Below are 17,136 nucleotides of genomic sequence, written 5' to 3' on the forward strand. Positions count from 1 at the left end.
CCGGGTGAGCTGGTCATCATCACGGGCATGACCGGCGCCGGACGCAGCACCGCCGCCAAGGAGCTCGAGGACCTGGGCTACTTCGTGGTCGACAACCTGCCGCCCACGCTGGTGCCCGACGTGGTCAGCATGGTCGACGCCGAGCGGGGGACCTCCCAGCCGATCGCGATCGTGGTCGACGTGCGCTCCGGCGCCTTCTTCGACACCCTCGCGACCCAGCGCTACGAGCGGAGCACCGGCCGACCCACGACGCTGCTCTACCTCGACGCCTCCGACGACGCCCTCGTACGCCGTCAGGAGCCGCCCGCCGCCCGCACCCGTTGCAGGGCTCCGGGCGTCTGCTCGACGGGCTGGCACGGGAGCGGAAGGTGCTGGAGACGACGCGTGGCCGTGCCGACCTCCTCATCGACACCACGGGCCTCAACGTCCACCAGCTCACCAAGCGGATCGCGAACCACTTCGGGTCGGCGGAGTCGCTGCAGCTCAAGGTGACCGTGATCAGCTTCGGCTTCAAGTACGGCATCCCCGTGGACGCCGACTTCGTGGCGGACATGCGCTTCCTGCCCAACCCGCACTGGGTGCCCGAGCTGCGTGCCCGAACGGGCCAGGACGTCGACGTCGCCGACTACGTCAAGGCACAGCCGGGCGCCGGCGCGTTCCTCGAGGGGTACATCCCCGTGCTGCAGCTTGTGGCACGCGGCTACCTCGAGGAGGGCAAGCGCTTCATGACGGTGGCCGTCGGGTGCACCGGGGGCAAGCACCGCAGCGTGGCCATGTCCGAGGCCATCGCCCAGCGCCTCTCCGAGGGCGGGCTCGACGTCCGCACCACCCACCGCGACCTCGGACGGGAGTGAGATGGGCGTCCCACCCCTGACCTCCCAGCCCCGCTCCGTCCACTCCCAGTCCGTCGTGGCGCTCGGGGGAGGCCACGGCCTGCACGCGTCGTTGAGCGCGCTGCGGATGCTGCACGACTCCCTGGACGTCGACCGGATCACCGCCGTGGTGACGGTGGCCGACAACGGAGGTTCGTCGGGCCGGCTGCGCCAGGAGTTCGGCGTCCTGCCCCCCGGTGACCTCCGGATGGCGCTGTCGGCGCTGTGCGGCGAGGACGAGTGGGGCCGCACCTGGGCCGAGCTCTTCCAGCACCGTTTCGGTGGCGAGGGCGAGATGCAGGGGCACGCCATCGGCAACCTCGTCCTGGTCGGTCTGTGGGAGCTGATGGGCGACCACGTCCGGGCGCTCGACTGGGCCGGGACGCTGCTCGGGGCGCGCGGTCGCGTGCTGCCCATGGCGACCACCCCGATGGACATCACGGCGGAGGTCCGCGACCCGCACTCCTCCGACGGCGTCACCACCACGGTGCGTGGCCAGAAGGAGGTCGCGACCACGCCAGGGGAGATCGTCCAGGTCGCTCTCGACCCCGAGGGCCGGACGCCTGCAGCGAGGCCGTGCAGGCCATCGAGGAGGCGGAGTGGGTCCTGCTCGGGCCGGGCTCGTGGTTCACCTCGGTGATCCCGCACCTGATGGTGCCGGGCCTGCGCGAGGCCCTGACCCGCACCCCGGCCAAGGTGGTGCTGCTGCTCAACCTGGTGGCCCAGGAGGGCGAGACCGCCGGCTACGGCCCCGTCGAGCACCTGGCCGCCCTGATGCGCCACGCCCCCGACCTGGCGCTGCACGCCGTCGTCGCGGACCGCGGCAGCGTGCCCGACACCGACGCACTGGCCGGCGCCGTCGGTGCCGTGGGAGCCCAGCTGGTGCTGGCCGACGTCGCCAGCCCCGGTGAGGCGCACCACGATCCCTCCCGGTTGGCCGCGACGCTGCGCGCGCTGATGTCGGCATGAGCTCCGCCGTGGCTTCGCACGAACTCCACGCCCTCGGGCGATGCGTGGCAGGATGCCGCCCATGGCAATGACGGCACAGGTCAAGGCAGAGCTCGCCAACACCCAGATCACCAAGACCTGTTGCCGCAAGGCCGAGGTGGCCACGCTGCTGCGCTTCGCCGGCGGGCTCCACATCGTCTCCGGCCGCATCGTGGTGGAGGCCGAGGTCGACACCGGTGCCGCCGCCCGCCGCCTGCGGAAGGACATCGCCGAGATCTACGGCCACCAGTCCGAGGTGGCGATGGTGCAGGGCAACGGCATCCGCAAGGGCACCCGCTACATCGTCCGCGTCGTACGCGACGGTGAGGCACTGGCGCGCCAGACCGGCCTGCTCGACGGCCGCGGTCGTCCCGTACGCGGCCTGCCCCCGGCTGTCGTCTCCGGCGGCGGCTGCGACGCGGTCGCGGCCTGGCGTGGCGCGTTCCTCGCCCACGGCTCGCTCACCGAGCCCGGCCGGTCGTCCGCCCTCGAGGTCACCTGCCCCGGCCCGGAGGCAGCGCTGGCCCTGGTCGGCGTGGCCCGTCGTCTCGGCATCCAGTCCAAGGCACGTGAGGTGCGCGGCGTCGACCGCGTGGTGATCCGCGACGGCGACGCGATCGGCGCGCTGCTCACCCGGCTGGGGGCCCACGAGACCCTGCTGGCCTGGGAGGAGCGACGGATGCGCCGCGAGGTGCGCGCGACCGCCAACCGCCTGGCCAACTTCGACGACGCCAACCTGCGTCGCTCCGCCCGTGCCGCGGTGGCCGCAGGCGCGCGCGTCGAGCGGGCCCTGGAGATCCTCGCCGACGAGGTCCCCGACCACCTCAAACTGGCCGGCGCCCTGCGGCTCGAGCACAAGCAGGCCTCCCTGGAGGAGCTGGGCCAGCTCCACGACCCGGTCCTGACCAAGGACGCGATCGCCGGCCGCATCCGTCGTCTGCTCGCGATGGCCGACAAGCGTGCCGAGGAGCTCGGGATTCCCGACACCGAGGCGTCGCTCACGCCCGACATGTTGGCCGAGGACGGCTGAGCCACCCCCACGGTCGCGGTCCAAACAGGGCCGCGGGTGCGGGCACGTCGCCGAGGCGCGATAAAGTCGGACTGCTGTTCGATCATCGCCAATCAGGAGTGACTGTGACTGTTCGTGTGGGAATCAACGGCTTCGGCCGTATCGGCCGTAACTTCTTCCGTGCCGTCCAGGCCTCGGGTGCCGACATCGAGATCGTTGGTGTCAACGACCTGACGGACAACAAGGTGCTCGCGCACCTTCTCAAGTACGACTCGATCCTCGGTCGCCTCGACGCCGACGTGTCGGCGACCGACACCCACATCATCGTGGGTGAGCAGAAGATCGCTGCCTTCGCCGAGCGCAACCCGGCCGACCTCACGTGGGGCGACCTGGGCGTCGACGTCGTCGTCGAGTCCACCGGCTTCTTCACCGACGCGACCAAGGCCAAGGCCCACATCGACGCCGGCGCCAAGAAGGTCATCATCTCCGCTCCCGCCTCCAACGAGGACATCACCATCGTGATGGGCGTGAACCACGAGCTGTACGAGGCCGACAAGCACCACGTCATCTCCAACGCCTCCTGCACCACCAACTGCCTCGGCCCGATGGCGAAGGCGCTCAACGACGCCCTCGGCATCGAGAAGGGTCTGATGACGACGGTGCACGCCTACACCGCCGACCAGAACCTCCAGGACAACATCCACAAGGACATGCGTCGCGCCCGCGCCGCCGCCCTGAACATCGTCCCGACATCCACCGGAGCCGCCAAGGCCATCGGCCTCGTGCTTCCGGAGCTCAAGGGCAAGCTCGACGGCTACGCCCTGCGCGTCCCGACCCCGACCGGCTCGCTCACCGACCTCTCCTTCGAGGCGTCGCGCGAGACCACCGTCGAGGAGGTCAACGAGATCATCAAGAACGCGGCCGACGGCAAGATCCTCAAGTACTCGACGGACCCGATCGTCTCCTCGGACATCGTCACGGACTCGGCGTCCTGCATCTTCGACGCTCCGCTGACCAAGGTCATCGGCAACCAGGTGAAGGTGGCCGGCTGGTACGACAACGAGTGGGGCTACTCCAACCGCCTGGTCGACCTGATCGACTACGTCGGCGCCTCGCTCTGACGACCGACCGACACGGAGATCACTGACACATGAGCAGCATCGAGTCGCTCGGCGACCTGCGAGGCAAGCGCGTCCTGGTCCGCTCCGACCTGAACGTGCCCCTGGACGGCACCACCATCACCGACGACGGCCGGATCCGCGCGAGCGTCCCGACCATCAAGGGCCTGGCCGAGGCGGGGGCGCGGGTCATCGTGACCGCCCACCTCGGTCGCCCGAAGGGTGAGCCGGACCCCAAGTACAGCCTCGCTCCCGTCGCCGGGCGCCTCGGTGAGCTCCTCGGTCACCCTGTGGCGTTCGCCACCGACACGGTGGGGGAGTCGGCCCAGCAGGTCGTCTCCGGCCTCGGTGACGGTGACGTCGCGCTGCTGGAGAACGTCCGCTTCAACGAGGGCGAGACGAGCAAGGACGACGCCGTGCGCGGCTCCTTCGCCGACCAGCTCGCCCAGCTCGCCGACGCCTTCGTCTCCGACGGCTTCGGCGTCGTCCACCGCAAGCAGGCCAGCGTCTACGACGTGGCCCTGCGCCTGCCCAGCGCGATGGGTGGTCTCGTCAAGACGGAGATCGACGTCCTGCGCCGCCTCACCGTCGACCCCGAGCGTCCGTACGTCGTCGTCCTCGGCGGCTCGAAGGTGTCGGACAAGCTCGCGGTGATCGACAACCTGCTCTCCAAGGCGGACAAGCTGCTGATCGGCGGTGGCATGGTCTTCACCTTCCTCGCCGCCCAGGGCCACGAGGTCGGCAAGAGCCTGCTCGAGACCGACCAGCTCGACACCTGTCGTGCCTACCTGCAGGCAGCGGCCGACAAGGGGGTCGAGATCGTCCTGCCCACCGACATCGTGGTGGACACCCAGTTCCCGGCCGGCGGCGTCGTCCCCTCGCCGCAGGTGGTGCCGGCCTCGGAGATTCCCGCTGACGCGCTCGGCCTGGACATCGGCCCCGAGTCGGGGGCCGCCTTCGCCGCGGCGCTCGCCGACGCGCGTACGGTCTTCTGGAACGGCCCGATGGGCGTCTTCGAGGTCCCCGCCTTCGCCGAGGGCACACGAGCGGTCGCCGCCGCGCTGACCGCAGTCCCGGGCCTCTCGGTCGTCGGCGGTGGCGACTCGGCCGCCGCGGTCCGCGCCCTGGGCTTCGACGAGTCGGCCTTCGGCCACATCTCCACCGGCGGCGGCGCCAGCCTCGAGTACCTCGAGGGCAAGGAACTGCCCGGCATCGCCGTCCTCGAGCGCTGACGCGCTCCCACCCACCACTTCGCAGAGGTAGACACCCCATGGCTTCGCGCACGCCCCTGATGGCCGGCAACTGGAAGATGAACCTGAACCACCAGGAGGCGGTGGTCCTGGTCCAGAAGCTCGCCTGGACGCTCGACGACAAGAAGCACGACCACGCCAAGGCCGAGGTGGTGGTGATCCCGCCCTTCACCGACCTGCGCTCGGTCCAGACGCTCGTCGACGGTGACCGTCTCAAGGTCAAGTACGGCGCGCAGGACGTCTCGGTCCACGACTCGGGCGCCTACACCGGTGAGGTCTCCGCGTCGATGCTGGCCAAGCTGGGCTGCTCCTACGTCGTGGTCGGGCACTCCGAGCGGCGCGAGTACCACGCCGAGACCGACGCGGTGGTCAACGCCAAGGCGCACAAGGCCGTCGAGCACGGCATGGTCCCGATCGTCTGCGTCGGGGAGGGCCTCGACGTCCGCAGGGCGGGCGAGCAGGTGGCCTACACCCTGGCCCAGGTCGAGGGATCCCTGGCTGGCTTCACCGCCGAGCAGGTCGCCGACCTGGTCGTGGCCTACGAGCCCGTCTGGGCGATCGGTACCGGCGAGGTGGCCACCCCCGACGACGCGCAGGAGGTCTGCGGTGCCATCCGCGCGCGCATCCGTGAGCTGCACGGTGACGCGGCGGCCGACGGCGTACGCGTGCTGTACGGCGGCTCGGTCAAGGCGTCGAACGTGGCCGGCATCATGGACAAGGCCGACGTGGACGGAGCCCTCGTGGGCGGCGCCAGCCTGCAGGCTGACGAATTTGGGGGAATCTGCCGCTTCTACGACATGCCGGTGCTCTGACCTCCCCCTTTTGACGTAAGGTTCCTGCCGTGGAAATCGTTCTTCAAGTTCTGCTCGTTCTCACGAGCCTGATGCTGATCATGCTGGTGCTGCTCCACAAGGGACGTGGCGGCGGTCTGTCCGACATGTTCGGTGGCGGCACGTCGAGCTCCCTGGGGGGTTCGTCGGTCGCGGAGAAGAACCTCGACCGCTTCACGGTCGCCATGGGCGTGCTCTGGTTCGCCACCGTCATCGGCCTGGGGTTGCTGACGGCGTACAGCTGAGTTTCACAGTCGCATTTCACTCTGGGGAGGGTCTGAAGTGGCAGGTGCAGGAAACGCGATTCGAGGCAGCAGGGTAGGCGCTGGGCCGATGGGAGAGGCCGAGCGTGGGGAGGCAGCGCCGCGCAAGCAGGTGACCTTCCACTGCTCACAGCAACACCAGTCGGTCCTGGCCTTCGCCAGGGAGGCGGTCGTCCCGGAGTCATGGGACTGCCCCAAGTGCGGGCTCCCGGCCAGCATGGACGAGCTCAACCCGCCGCCGGCGCCGCGGATCGAGCCGTACAAGACGCACCTCGCCTACGTGAAGGAGCGTCGTTCCGACACCGAGGCCGAGGACATCCTGCAGGAGGCGATCCAGCTCCTGCGCTCCCGCCGCAAGTCCGGCGAGATCATCTTCTGAGCAACGACAAGGGCCGCGTCGGAGTCTCTGACTCCGCTCGCGGCCCGTGGTCGTCCACCGGCTGCCCGCCCTACTGCAGGGCGCTGGCAGCTGCCGCGTCGAGAAACCACACGGTCTCGTCCTGACCTCGTACGCCGCGGGCCGGGCACTCCTCCCACGTTCCCTCGCCGTGGGCCGCGGCCACGGCTTCGGCCTTGCCCTCTCCAGCAGCGAGGAAGGCGACGGCCCGGGTGGCGGCGAAGGCCTCGTAGGTGAGGCTCACGCGCTGGGGCGGCGGCTTGGGGGAGTCGTGCACCGGAACCACCAGGGCGTCGCGGATCGCCGCGGCCGGGTGGTGCGGGAAGAGGCTGGCGACGTGCCCGTCAGGGCCCAGCCCGAAGAGGGCCACCTCGAACTCGCGCACGCCCGAGGCCCTCAGCTGTTGCTGGTAGCGCCGTGCGGACTCCTCCACCGTCTCGACCGCGTCACTGGCGGCTGCGACGTGCACCCGCTCGGCCGGGGCCCCCACGACGTGGAGCAGGTCGTCGAGCCCGGAGCGGCAGTTGCGTTCGGGGGAGTCGGCTGGCACGAAGCGCTCGTCGCCCCACCACCACTCCACGCGGGTGAGGTCGACCCCGCTGCCGGCGGCCGCGCGGGCCACCTCACGATGGAAGGGCGCGGCGATGCTGCCGCCCGTGAGCACGACGTGCGGGACCCGGCCAGCAGCCTGGGCGGCCGCGAGACGGCCCAGGAACCAGGAGGCGGCGTCGGCCACCAGGGCGTCGACGTCTGCGTGGATGCGGTCGGTCATGAGGCCCCCTCCAGGTCGAGCAGCTTCTGGATCGTCAGCTCGTAGATCTCGTCGGCGTCCAGGTGCTGCAGCTCCTCGGAGAGCAGCTCGGGCAGCTCACGGATGCGCAAGGAGACGGGCCGCTCGGGCCGGCCCGGCGTGGCCAGGCTGGCCTCACGGCCGTCCGGGCGGGAGATGGTGATCGGTCCCTGCACGGTCTCGAGCATCACCTCGGTGACGGCCGGCCCCTCGCTGGCGACGAGCTCGACGTCGAGCTTGAGGCAGTGCGAGAGCCACGCCCGCAGCAGGGCCGCACTGGGATGACCGCGCTCCGAGCTCACCCGGACGGCGGTGACCTTGGCGGGATGCTGGTCGAGCACCGCTGCCAGCGTGGCCCGCCAGAGCGTGAGTCGGGTCCAGGCGAAGTCCGTGTCACCCGGGGCGTAGTGCGCGTAGCGGCGCTGTGCAGCCTTCGACCGGGGCTGGCCTCCGTGCCGAGGTCGGTGATCCGCCGGGTCGCCAGGCGGCCGAGTGGGTCGGACGACGGGTCGTCGGGGCCGACGTCACCCCACCACCACACGACGACCGGTGAGTCCGGCAGCAGCAGGGGCAGGACCACCGACTCGGCGTGCTTGACCACGGCGCCGCGCAGGCGGATCAGGGCGGTCTCGCCCGGGTGGCCCGCGCCGGTGCCCACCTCAGCCTCGATGTGCGCCCGTCCGCGGCCGTCCCCCAGGACCACCCCGAGGATGCGCGCCGGGTGGTCGTGCGCCGCGGCACGCGCCACGTCCATGGCCTCCTCGGCCTCGTCCTCGGGGGCCACCACGACGAGCGTGAGCACCATGCCCATGGCGGGGCTCCCCGCCTTGCGACGGGCCCGCAGGAACTCGGCGGCGATCGCGGCCGCGTTGGTCTCCTCGAGCTTCTTCACGGTCGCCTCCAGGTGTGCCCGTTGCGTGCCAGGACCTCGTCGGAGGAGGTCGGCCCCCACGTCCCGGCCTCGTACTCGTCCGGATGCCCGCTGGCCTCCCAGTGCTCCAGCACCGGGTCGAGGATCTGCCAGGAGAGCTCGACCTCCTCGTGGCGCGGGAAGAGCGGGGGGTCACCGAGCAGGACGTCGAGAATGAGGCGTTCGTACGCCTCGGGGGGACTCGGTGAAGGACTCGCCGTAGGCGAAGTCCATCGAGACGTCCCGGATCTCCATCGCGGTGCCGGGGACCTTGGACCCGAAGCGCACCGTCATGCCCTCGTCGGGCTGGACGCGGATCACCAGGGCGTTCTGGGTGAAGTCCTCGGTGGCGTGGTCGCTGAAGGGCAGGTGGGCGCCACGCTTGAAGACGACGGCGACCTCGGTGACGCGACGCCCCAGCCGCTTCCCGGTGCGCAGGTAGAACGGCACGCCCGCCCACCGCCGGTTGGCGACGTTCAGGGTGATGGCCGCGTAGGTCTCGGTGCGGGAGTCCGGGCCGATCCCCTCCTCCTCCAGGAATCCCTCGACCTCGACGCCGCCCGCCCAGCCACGGACGTACTGACCGCGCGCCGTGGTGCGGGAGAGGGGCGTGGCGAGGGTGGCTGAGGCGAGGAGCTTCAGCTTCTCGCGGTGCAGCGCCCCCGCCTCGAAGGTGGTGGGCTCCTCCATGGCCACCAGGGCCATCAGCTGGAGCAGGTGGTTCTGGATGACGTCGCGGGCGGCACCGATGCCGTCGTAGTAGCCGGCGCGTCCGCCGATGCCGATGTCCTCGGCCATGGTGATCTGGACGTGGTCGACGTAGAGGGCGTTCCACAGCGGTTCGAAGAGGGCGTTGGCGAAGCGCAGCGCCATGATGTTCTGCACCGTCTCCTTGCCCAGGTAGTGGTCGATGCGGAAGACCGACCCCGACGGGAACACGTCGGCCAGCACCTGGTTGAGGGCCCGGGCCGACTCCTGGTCGTGGCCGAAGGGCTTCTCCACGACGACCCGCCGCCAGGCGTCGTCGCCGCCGTTGACCAGGCCGTGCTCCTTGAGCTGGTTCACGACGTTGCCGAAGAGGCCCGGTGGGATCGCCAGGTAGAAGGCGTGGTTGCCGCCGGTGCCGCGCTCGTCGTCGAGGTCCGACAGCGTCGTCCGCAGCAGGTCGAAGGCCTCGTCGTCGTCGAAGTCGCCCGAGACGAAACGGAAGCCGGCGCTGAGCTGGTCCCACACCTCGTCGTGGAACTCGGTGCGTGAGTACTGCTTCACCGCGTCGCGCACGATCGAGGCGAAGTCCTGGTCCTCCCAGTCGCGGCGGGCGAAGCCCACCAGGCTGAAGCCGGGCGGGAGCAGGCCACGGTTGGCCAGGTCGTAGATGGCCGGCATGACCTTCTTGCGCGAGAGGTCCCCGGTGACGCCGAAGATGACCATGCTGCACGGCCCCGCGATCCGAGGCAGTCGACGGTCGCGCAGATCGCGCAGCGGATTCGTGTAGGGGCGACTGCCTCGGGCGCTCATCCCACGTCCTCCCGCAGGGCCGCGAGCGCCTCCGGCCGTCCGACGTGCAGCCGCAGCACCGGACGTCCGCGTGAGCCCAGCACGTGGGCGTCGCCCGCCGCCTGGGCCTCGATGAACTCACCGAAGGTGAAGGGCCGGTCGGGCACTGCAAGGTCCTGGGTCTGGGCGCCGGTGACCTGGAGGAAGACCCCCTGGGCCGGTCCACCCTTGTGGTACTGCCCGGTGGAGTGCAGGAAGCGCGGTGCCCAGCCGAAGCTGACCGGGCGTGAAGTGCGCTCGGCCAGCGCCGTACGCAGTCCCGTCACCACCTCGTCGCGGTCACGGTCGAGGTAGGCCTGGACCGCCAGGTAGCCGCTCTTCTGGTCGAGGCGAGCGAGCAGCGCCCGGACCGCCTCCGCCACCGTGGAGATGCCGTCGGGGAGCCAGTCGCCGGCGGTGAAGACCTGGACGTCACCGTCGACGAAGTCCGGCGCCCAGGTCTCGGTGCTGCCGTCGAGCATCTCGCGGGCAGCCGCCTTGGCGCTCTCGACGTCGGGCTGGTCGAAGGGGTTGATGCCGAGCAGTCGACCGGCCACGGCGGTGGCCACCTCCCACACCAGCATCTGGGCGCCCATCGCTGCGTCGACGTGGGCCGACCACCCGGACGGCGCGTCGGGCAGGTCGCTCGCCGGGCCACAGCTCACCAGGACCGTGTCCTGGCTGGCGGGGGTGAAGTTGGGTGCGGTGGTCGAGCCCACGTCGATCGGAAGGATGCCGGTGCCGTTCTTGCCGGTGGACTCCGCCACCAGTTGCTCGACCCATGCCGCGAAGCCCACCGAGGGCTCACGCGTGTCGCCCAGCACCATCTTGTCGACGCCCTGACGCGCAGCGACCGCCATCACGGCGCCCAGCTGGAGAGCCGGGTTGGCGGGGGAGTCCTCCTGGAGCGCAGGGACGAGCGCGCTCGCGTCGTCCAGCAACGTCTGTAGCTCCACCCCGGCCAGGCCGGAGGGCACCAGGCCGAAGGCGGAGAGCGCCGAGTAGCGCCCGCCGACCTCGGGGTCCGCCCGGAAGACGGTCCAGCCTCGCCCGGTGGCGAACTCGTCGAGGGGCGAGTCGGGATCCGTGACCACCACCATCCGGGAGGCCGGGTCGATGTCGGCCTCGACGAAGGCCTGCTCGTAGGCGCGGCGCTGGCTGTCGGTCTCCACGGTGCCACCGGACTTCGAGGCGATCACCACGGCAGTGCGCGCGAGGTCGGTGTCGATGACGTCGCGCACCGCGTCGGGGTGCGACGAGTCCAGCACCACGAGCTCGACGCCGGCGTCGGCGCAGATGACCTCGGGGGCCAGCGACGAACCGCCCATCCCGCACAGGACGATGCGGTCGACGCCCTCGGCACGAAGAGTGTCGCGGCGCTCGATGATCGACTCCAGGAGCGCGCGCGAGGTGCGCGGGAGGTCGATCCAGCCGAGTCGCTGGGCCGCCTCCGACTCCGCTGCCGCACCCCACAGCGTGTGGTCCCGGGCGAAGAGGCGGCTGGCGACCTTGTCCTGGACGAGGTCGTGCATGGCGGCGTCATACGCGGCGCTGTCGCCCGCGACGACCTGGACCGGCCCGGCCGGGCTCATGCGCCCTCGGTCTTCGCGGCCCGGCCAGCCTTGGTGAGCTGCTCTCCCACGGTGTCGAGTAGTTCGTTCCACGACGCCACGAACTTGTCGACCCCCTCCCTCTCGAGCGTGGCGATGACGTCGTCGACGTCGACCCCGGCGGCGCGGACCTCGGTCATCACGACCGCGGCGTCGTCATAGTTTCCGGTGACCTGGTCACCGGCGACCTCGCCGTGGTCGGCGAACGCCTCCATCGTCGCCTCCGGCATCGTGTTGACGGTGCCCGGGACGGCGAGGTCGGTGACGTACATGGTGTCGCGGTAGTCCGGGTTCTTCACGCCGGTCGACGCCCACAGCGGACGCTGTCGACGGGCGCCCAGCGCCGCCAAACGCTCCCACCGCTCGCCGGTGAAGAAGCGCTCGAACTCCTGGTACGCCAGCCGGGCATTCGCGACGCCGGCGCGGCCCTTGAGCGCCGGGTCGGCGCCGAGGTCGTCGAGGCGCTTGTCGATCTCGGTGTCCACGCGGGAGACGAAGAACGAAGCCACGGAGTGCAGCGTCGACAGGTCGTGGCCGTTGCGCTCGGCGAGCTCGAGCCCGGCGACGTAGGCCTCCATCACCTGGCGGTAGCGGGGGATGCCGAAGATCAACGTGACGTTGACGCTGATGCCGGCGCCGAGGGTTTCGGTGATCGCCGGCAGGCCCGCCTCGGTGCCGGGGATCTTCACCAGCAGGTTGGGGCGGTCGACCGACCTCCACAGCTCCTGGGCCTCGGCGACCGTGCCCTCGGTGTCGTGGGCGATCGTGGGCGAGACCTCGATGGAGACGCGGCCGTCGACGCCGTCCGTCGCCTTCCAGGTGGCCTCGAAGAGGTCGCAGGCGTCGCGGACGTCGGAGGTGGTGAGCGCGTGCACGGCGGCCTCCACGTCGGCCCCCGACGCGGCGAGCTCGGCGACGTGGTCGTCGTAGCCGTGCCCCTTGGCCAGGGCGTTGGCGAAGATCGACGGGTTGGTGGTCACGCCGACCACGGACTTCTCCGAGATCAGCCCGGCCAGCGTCCCGCTGGTGAGCCGTTCGCGTGACAGGTCGTCGAGCCAGATCGACACTCCGGCCTCGGCCAGCGACTTCAGACGTTCGGACATGGTGTTCCTCCCAAGAGTGTTGGTGGCCGGGGCCGGAGTGTGCGCTGCGGGTGTGCCGGTCAGGCTCCCGCGGCGGCGATGCTGTCGAGGGCGGCCGTGACGACCGCCTCCGTCGTGATGCCGTACTCCGTGAAGATGCGGGCGTAGTCCGCACTTGCACCGTACTGCTCGACCGAAACGATGCGCCCGGCGTCGCCGACGACCTCGCGCCATCCCTGGGCGATGCCGGCCTCGACGGAGACCCGCGCCTTGACGTACGGCGGGATGACCTCGTCGCGGTAGGCCTGGGGCTGCTCGTCGAACCACTCGCGGCAGGGCAGGGAGACGACGCGGGCCTGGATGCCCTGCTCGGCGAGGACGGAGCGGGCCTCGACGGCCAGCTGCACCTCGGAGCCGGTGCCGATCAGCACGACGTCGGGCTCGCCGCCCTCGGCCTCGAGCAGGACGTACCCGCCCTTGGCGACGCCGTCGGCCGACGCGAAGCCGTCCTCGCCACGCGGGAAGGTCGGCACGTTCTGGCGGGTGAGGCACAGGCCGGTGGGGCGGTGGTGGCGCTCGAGCAGCGACTTCCACGCGGCGGCGGTCTCGTTGCCGTCGGCGGGGCGTACGACGTCGAGGCCCGGGATCGCACGCAGCGCGGCCAGGTGCTCGATCGGCTGGTGCGTCGGTCCGTCCTCGCCCAGTCCGATCGAGTCGTGGGTCCACACGTAGGTGACCGGGACCTCCATCAGCGCGGCGAGGCGGACCGAGGGACGCATGTAGTCGGCGAACTGCAGGAACGTGCCACCGAAGATGCGGGAGTTCCCGTAGAGGGCGATGCCGTTCATGATCGCGCCCATGGCGTGCTCACGGATGCCGAAGTGGAGGACGCGGCCGTAGGGCGAGCCCTTCCAGTGGTCGGTGGAGTGCTCGGCGGGGATGAACGAGTCGGCACCCTTGATCGTGGTGTTTTCGACTCGGCCAGGTCGGCGGAGCCGCCCCACAGCTCGGGCAGCGGCCCGGCCAGCGCGTTGATGACCTCGCCGGAGGCCTTGCGGGTGGCGACACCCTTCGGGTCGGCGGCGTAGACGGGGAGGTCGGCGTCCCAGCCCTCGGGCAGCGCTCCGGCACGCAGCCGCTTGAGCAGCGCCGCACGCTCGGGGTTCTTCTCGGCCCACTCCTCGTACGCCGTGTCCCAGGCCGCACCGGCCTCCTTGCCCCGGGCCAGGGCCTGGCGGGTGTGCGCGAGGACGTCCTCGGGGACCTCGAAGGTCCGCTCCGGGTCGAAGCCCAGCAGCTCCTTGGTGGCGCGCACCTCGTCGACGCCGAGCGCCGAGCCGTGGGCGGCGCCGGTGCCCTGCGCGTTGGGCGTGGGCCAGGCGATGATCGTCTTGAGCACGATCAGGGTGGGCTTGTCGGTGACGGCCTTGCCGGCCTGGATCGTGGCGTAGAGCTCGTCGACGTCCTCGACGTAGGCGTCGCCGCCCTTGCGGTCACCGGCCCAGTCGACGATGCGGACGTCCCAGCCGTAGGCCTCGTAGCGCTTGGCCACGTCCTCGGTGAAGGCGACGTCGGTGTTCTCCTCGATGGAGATCTTGTTGTCGTCGTAGATCAGCGTCAGGTTGCCCAGCTGCTGGTGCCCGGCGATCGACGAGGCCTCGGAGGAGACGCCCTCCTGCAGGTCGCCGTCGGAGGCGATGCAGTAGACGTGGTGGTCGAAGAGGGACTCGCCCACAGGGGCGTCGGGGTCGAGCAGTCCGCGCTGGTGGCGCGCCGCCATCGCCATGCCGACCGCGTTGGCGACACCCTGGCCGAGCGGGCCGGTGGTGGTCTCGACGCCGGTGGTGTGGCGGAACTCCGGGTGGCCGGGGGTCTTGGAGCCCCACGTGCGCAGCGCCTTGATGTCGTCGAGCTCGAGGCCGAAGCCGGCCAGGTAGAGCTGGGCGTAGAGCGTCATGCTCGTGTGGCCGCAGGAAAGGACGAAGCGGTCGCGGGCGATCCAGTGCGGGTCGGCCGGGTCGTGCTTCATGACCTTCTGGAAGAGCAGGTAGGCGACCGGGGCGAGGCTCGAGGCGGTGCCGGGGTGGCCGTTGCCGACCTTCTGCACGGCGTCCAGCGCCAGGAGGCGAGTGGTGTCCACAGCGCGGCGATCAAGGTCCGTCCACTCAAGAACGGGGGACGACTTGCTGGGAGTGGTCACGTGCTTCCTCTCGGAGGTGGGGGCGCAGAACAGGCGAGTCCGAGCCTATCCGGAGCAGCGGCTAGACTCGACCCCGCACCACTTCCCAAGCTCTGAGGTTCAGCCCGTGACGTACGTCGGCCACTCGGCATCTGCTGCCGAGCCGTCCACCACCTCCGGCGAGGAGGGCGACACCGGCAGGGCGACCTTCAAGGACGTGGTCGCCGCCTACGTCGGCCTCACCAAGCCGCGTGTCATCGAGCTGCTGCTGCTCACCACCGTGCCGGTGATGTTCTTCGCCGCGCGGGGCATCCCCGAGCTCGACAAGGTCCTGTGGACCGTCCTCGGTGGGGCGCTCAGTGCAGGCGCGGCGTCGGCGTACAACTGCGTCTACGACCGCGACATCGACGAGCAGATGCGTCGTACGAAGCGCCGCGCACTCCCTCGTCACGTGGTGACGCCCCGCTCGGCCCTGGTCTTCGCCACGGTGCTCGCGGTGCTGTCGACCGCGGTGCTGTGGACACAGGTCAACTGGCTCTCGGCCGTGCTGTCGGTGAGCGCCATCGCGTTCTACGTCTTCATCTACACGATGCTGCTCAAGCGTCGCACCACGCAGAACATCGTCTGGGGCGGCATCGCCGGCTGCTTCCCGACCCTGATCGGTTGGACCGCGGTCACCGAGCAGCTGGCGTGGGAGCCCGTGGTGCTGTTCATGGTCGTCTTCTTCTGGACGCCGCCGCACACCTGGGCGCTCGCGCTGCGCTACCGCGAGGACTACGCGAACGTCGACGTGCCGATGCTGCCCGTGGTCGCTCCGGCCGCCGTGGTCGGCCGCCAGATCGTCATCTACAGCTGGGTCATGGTCGCCACCTCGCTGCTGCTGTGGCCCGTGGCCGACACCGGATGGTTCTACCCGGTTGTCGCCGTGGTGCTCGGCGCTGTCTTCCTCGTCGAGGCGCACCGCATGTGGGGCCGTACGAAGCGGTCGAACGAGCTGGTCGACATCGCGCCGATGCGGCTCTTCCACAACTCGAACCTCTACCTGTCGCTGCTCTTCGTCGCCGTCGCGATCGACCCGCTGCTGCGCTGAGCCGCCGCGTACGACGCGTCGGGCGTCAAGAGCGGTGCACGACGACCTTCGTGCCGATCCTGACCTGGTCGAAGAGTCGCGCGATCGCCTTGCGGTCGCGAATGTTGACGCAGCCGTGCGAGTTGCCGTCGTAACCGTTGCGGGCGAAGTCGGGGGAGTAGTGCACGGCCTGCCCGCCGGAGAAGAACATCGCGAACGGCATCGGTGAGTGGTAGATGCTCGAGACGTGGTCGCGTGACTTCCGGAAGACCTTGAACGAGCCTTCCCGGGTCGGGTAGTACGGGTCGCCGAAGCGTGCGTCGAGGCGCACCTTCACGTCACCGTTGACGACCCACTTGAGCGCGCGCGTCGTCTTGTCGATGCAGAGCACCCTGCCCTTGAGGCAGCGCCTGTCGAGGTCGAAGCCCCAGTTGCGCAGCTCCGATCTCGTCGGCTTGCGGGTGGCGGCGCGCAGGCGCTGCAGCGTCCGGGCATCGACCTCACCGGTCACCGGGATCCTCACGGCCTTCTGGAAGGCGCGCACCGCCTTCACGGTCCGACGGTCGTACGTCGTGCCCACTCGCCCGCTGAAGTGCTTGCGCTGCGCCAGGCGCGCCTCGAGGTCGCGGACCTTGCCCGACTTCGCCCCGCGCTTCAGGATCGCCGGACCGGGCGTGTAGACGTTGTTGAGCTCGTCGGCCGTGGGCTCGCGGGTGAGGCTGAGGAGCTTCGTCCAGGCAGCCTCGTTCACGACCCCGCGGTGGCCGGGGAGGTCGTACTTCGTCTTGAAGGCGACGACCGCGCGTCGGGTCTCCTCCTCGAAGTACGACGTGATGACCTCGGAGTGCAGCTTGAGCTGGTGCAGGCGGCTCTCCAGCACCCGGACGCGCTGGGAGCGCTCGCCCTTCTTGATCGGGACGAACGGCTCCGGCTCGGGCTCAGGCGTCGGCTCGGGGCTGGGCGAGTGCGTCGGGTCGGCCTGCGGCGCCGTGGGAGCAGCAGCACTGGTGGCAGGCGCCGGCGCCGGGGTGGGCGTGGAGCTGGCGCTGGGCCCGGGAGTCGGGGCCGGACTGGGAGCCGGGCTGGGGGTGGGCGTGACGCTTGCCTCGGCCGGACTGGGCGTCGGCGTGAGCTCGGCCGCTCCGCTGGGCGCGGCCAGCACTCCGCAGGCGAGGACACTGACGGCCGCGGCCGCCAGGGCCCGACGTGGATGGATGGTCGTCTGGTGCATCGT

14 protein-coding genes and 5 pseudogenes are annotated in these 17,136 nt (G+C 70.6%); 11 read left to right on the forward strand and 8 right to left on the reverse strand.

The genetic code is table 11. The features are described 5' to 3' along the window. Nucleotides 1–27: 27 nt before the first annotated feature. The 10 genes and pseudogenes from E2C04_RS21390 to E2C04_RS08670 form a co-directional block, all read left to right on the forward strand. Nucleotides 28–240 (forward strand): annotated as a pseudogene (locus tag E2C04_RS21390) (RNase adapter RapZ); the annotation flags it as partial. An 80-nt stretch (nt 241–320) separates the two neighbouring features. Then, nucleotides 321–407, forward strand: a pseudogene (locus E2C04_RS21930) (RNase adapter RapZ); the annotation flags it as partial. 81 nt (nt 408–488) lie between these two features. Next, on the forward strand, nt 489–854 hold the full coding sequence (locus E2C04_RS21395; protein ID WP_420873104.1) for a RapZ C-terminal domain-containing protein: 366 nt from the start codon (nt 489–491) through the stop codon (nt 852–854). 1 nt (nt 855) lies between these two features. Next, a pseudogene (locus tag E2C04_RS08640) lies at nt 856–1,841 on the forward strand (gluconeogenesis factor YvcK family protein). A 61-nt stretch (nt 1,842–1,902) separates the two neighbouring features. Continuing rightward, entirely contained in the window at nt 1,903–2,889 is a 987-nt protein-coding gene (gene whiA / locus E2C04_RS08645) for a DNA-binding protein WhiA (protein ID WP_135832296.1), read from the forward strand. Nucleotides 2,890–2,993: 104 nt separating this feature from the next. Next, complete coding sequence (gap, locus tag E2C04_RS08650; protein ID WP_135832297.1) at nt 2,994–3,989, forward strand: type I glyceraldehyde-3-phosphate dehydrogenase; 996 nt, start codon at nt 2,994–2,996, stop codon at nt 3,987–3,989. A 29-nt stretch (nt 3,990–4,018) separates the two neighbouring features. Then, entirely contained in the window at nt 4,019–5,218 is a 1,200-nt protein-coding gene (locus E2C04_RS08655; protein ID WP_135832298.1) for a phosphoglycerate kinase, read from the forward strand. Nucleotides 5,219–5,256: 38 nt separating this feature from the next. Then, the gene (tpiA, locus tag E2C04_RS08660; RefSeq protein ID WP_135832299.1) at nt 5,257–6,048 is read left to right on the forward strand and encodes a triose-phosphate isomerase; all 792 of its coding nucleotides are present in this window, start codon (nt 5,257–5,259) and stop codon (nt 6,046–6,048) included. A gap of 29 nt (nt 6,049–6,077) precedes the next feature. Beyond that, a complete protein-coding gene (gene secG / locus E2C04_RS08665; RefSeq protein ID WP_202977944.1) occupies nt 6,078–6,311 on the forward strand; it encodes a preprotein translocase subunit SecG in 234 nt (77 codons plus the stop codon). Between the two features lie 37 nt (nt 6,312–6,348). Beyond that, the gene (locus tag E2C04_RS08670; protein ID WP_135832301.1) at nt 6,349–6,708 is read left to right on the forward strand and encodes an RNA polymerase-binding protein RbpA; all 360 of its coding nucleotides are present in this window, start codon (nt 6,349–6,351) and stop codon (nt 6,706–6,708) included. Between the two features lie 70 nt (nt 6,709–6,778). Here the strand turns inward: E2C04_RS08670 and pgl are convergent, their stop codons facing one another. The 7 genes and pseudogenes from pgl to tkt form a co-directional block, all read right to left on the reverse strand. Further along, a complete protein-coding gene (gene pgl / locus E2C04_RS08675) occupies nt 6,779–7,498 on the reverse strand; it encodes a 6-phosphogluconolactonase (RefSeq protein ID WP_135832302.1) in 720 nt (239 codons plus the stop codon). After that, the gene (locus tag E2C04_RS19640) at nt 7,495–7,857 is read right to left on the reverse strand and encodes an OpcA/G6PD domain-containing protein (protein ID WP_338088829.1); all 363 of its coding nucleotides are present in this window, start codon (nt 7,855–7,857) and stop codon (nt 7,495–7,497) included. Before E2C04_RS19640 ends, pgl begins: the two co-directional genes overlap by 4 nt. Beyond that, a complete protein-coding gene (locus tag E2C04_RS19645) occupies nt 7,815–8,408 on the reverse strand; it encodes a glucose-6-phosphate dehydrogenase assembly protein OpcA (RefSeq protein WP_338088830.1) in 594 nt (197 codons plus the stop codon). Before E2C04_RS19645 ends, E2C04_RS19640 begins: the two co-directional genes overlap by 43 nt. Further along, nucleotides 8,405–9,944 (reverse strand): annotated as a pseudogene (zwf, locus tag E2C04_RS08685) (glucose-6-phosphate dehydrogenase). The gene E2C04_RS19645 and the pseudogene zwf overlap by 4 nt, the downstream one beginning before the upstream one ends. Next, entirely contained in the window at nt 9,941–11,554 is a 1,614-nt protein-coding gene (locus E2C04_RS08690) for a glucose-6-phosphate isomerase (protein ID WP_135832303.1), read from the reverse strand. Before E2C04_RS08690 ends, zwf begins: the two are co-directional and overlap by 4 nt. After that, a complete protein-coding gene (tal, locus tag E2C04_RS08695; RefSeq protein WP_135832304.1) occupies nt 11,551–12,675 on the reverse strand; it encodes a transaldolase in 1,125 nt (374 codons plus the stop codon). The genes E2C04_RS08690 and tal overlap by 4 nt, the downstream gene beginning before the upstream one ends. Nucleotides 12,676–12,734: 59 nt before the next feature. Beyond that, nucleotides 12,735–14,854, reverse strand: a pseudogene (gene tkt, locus E2C04_RS08700) (transketolase). A 106-nt stretch (nt 14,855–14,960) separates the two neighbouring features. Between tkt and E2C04_RS08705 the strand changes: the two are divergent. Then, nucleotides 14,961–15,923, forward strand: coding sequence for a heme o synthase (locus E2C04_RS08705; protein ID WP_135832305.1), 963 nt, complete (start codon nt 14,961–14,963; stop codon nt 15,921–15,923). 25 nt (nt 15,924–15,948) lie between these two features. On the opposite strand, the gene E2C04_RS19650 is transcribed toward E2C04_RS08705, so the two are convergent. Continuing rightward, complete coding sequence (locus tag E2C04_RS19650; RefSeq protein WP_229721618.1) at nt 15,949–17,133, reverse strand: L,D-transpeptidase family protein; 1,185 nt, start codon at nt 17,131–17,133, stop codon at nt 15,949–15,951. Between the last annotated feature and the right edge of the window lie 3 nt (nt 17,134–17,136).

It is taken from the genome of Nocardioides daphniae (assembly GCF_004777465.1).
Taxonomy (GTDB): domain Bacteria; phylum Actinomycetota; class Actinomycetes; order Propionibacteriales; family Nocardioidaceae; genus Nocardioides; species Nocardioides daphniae.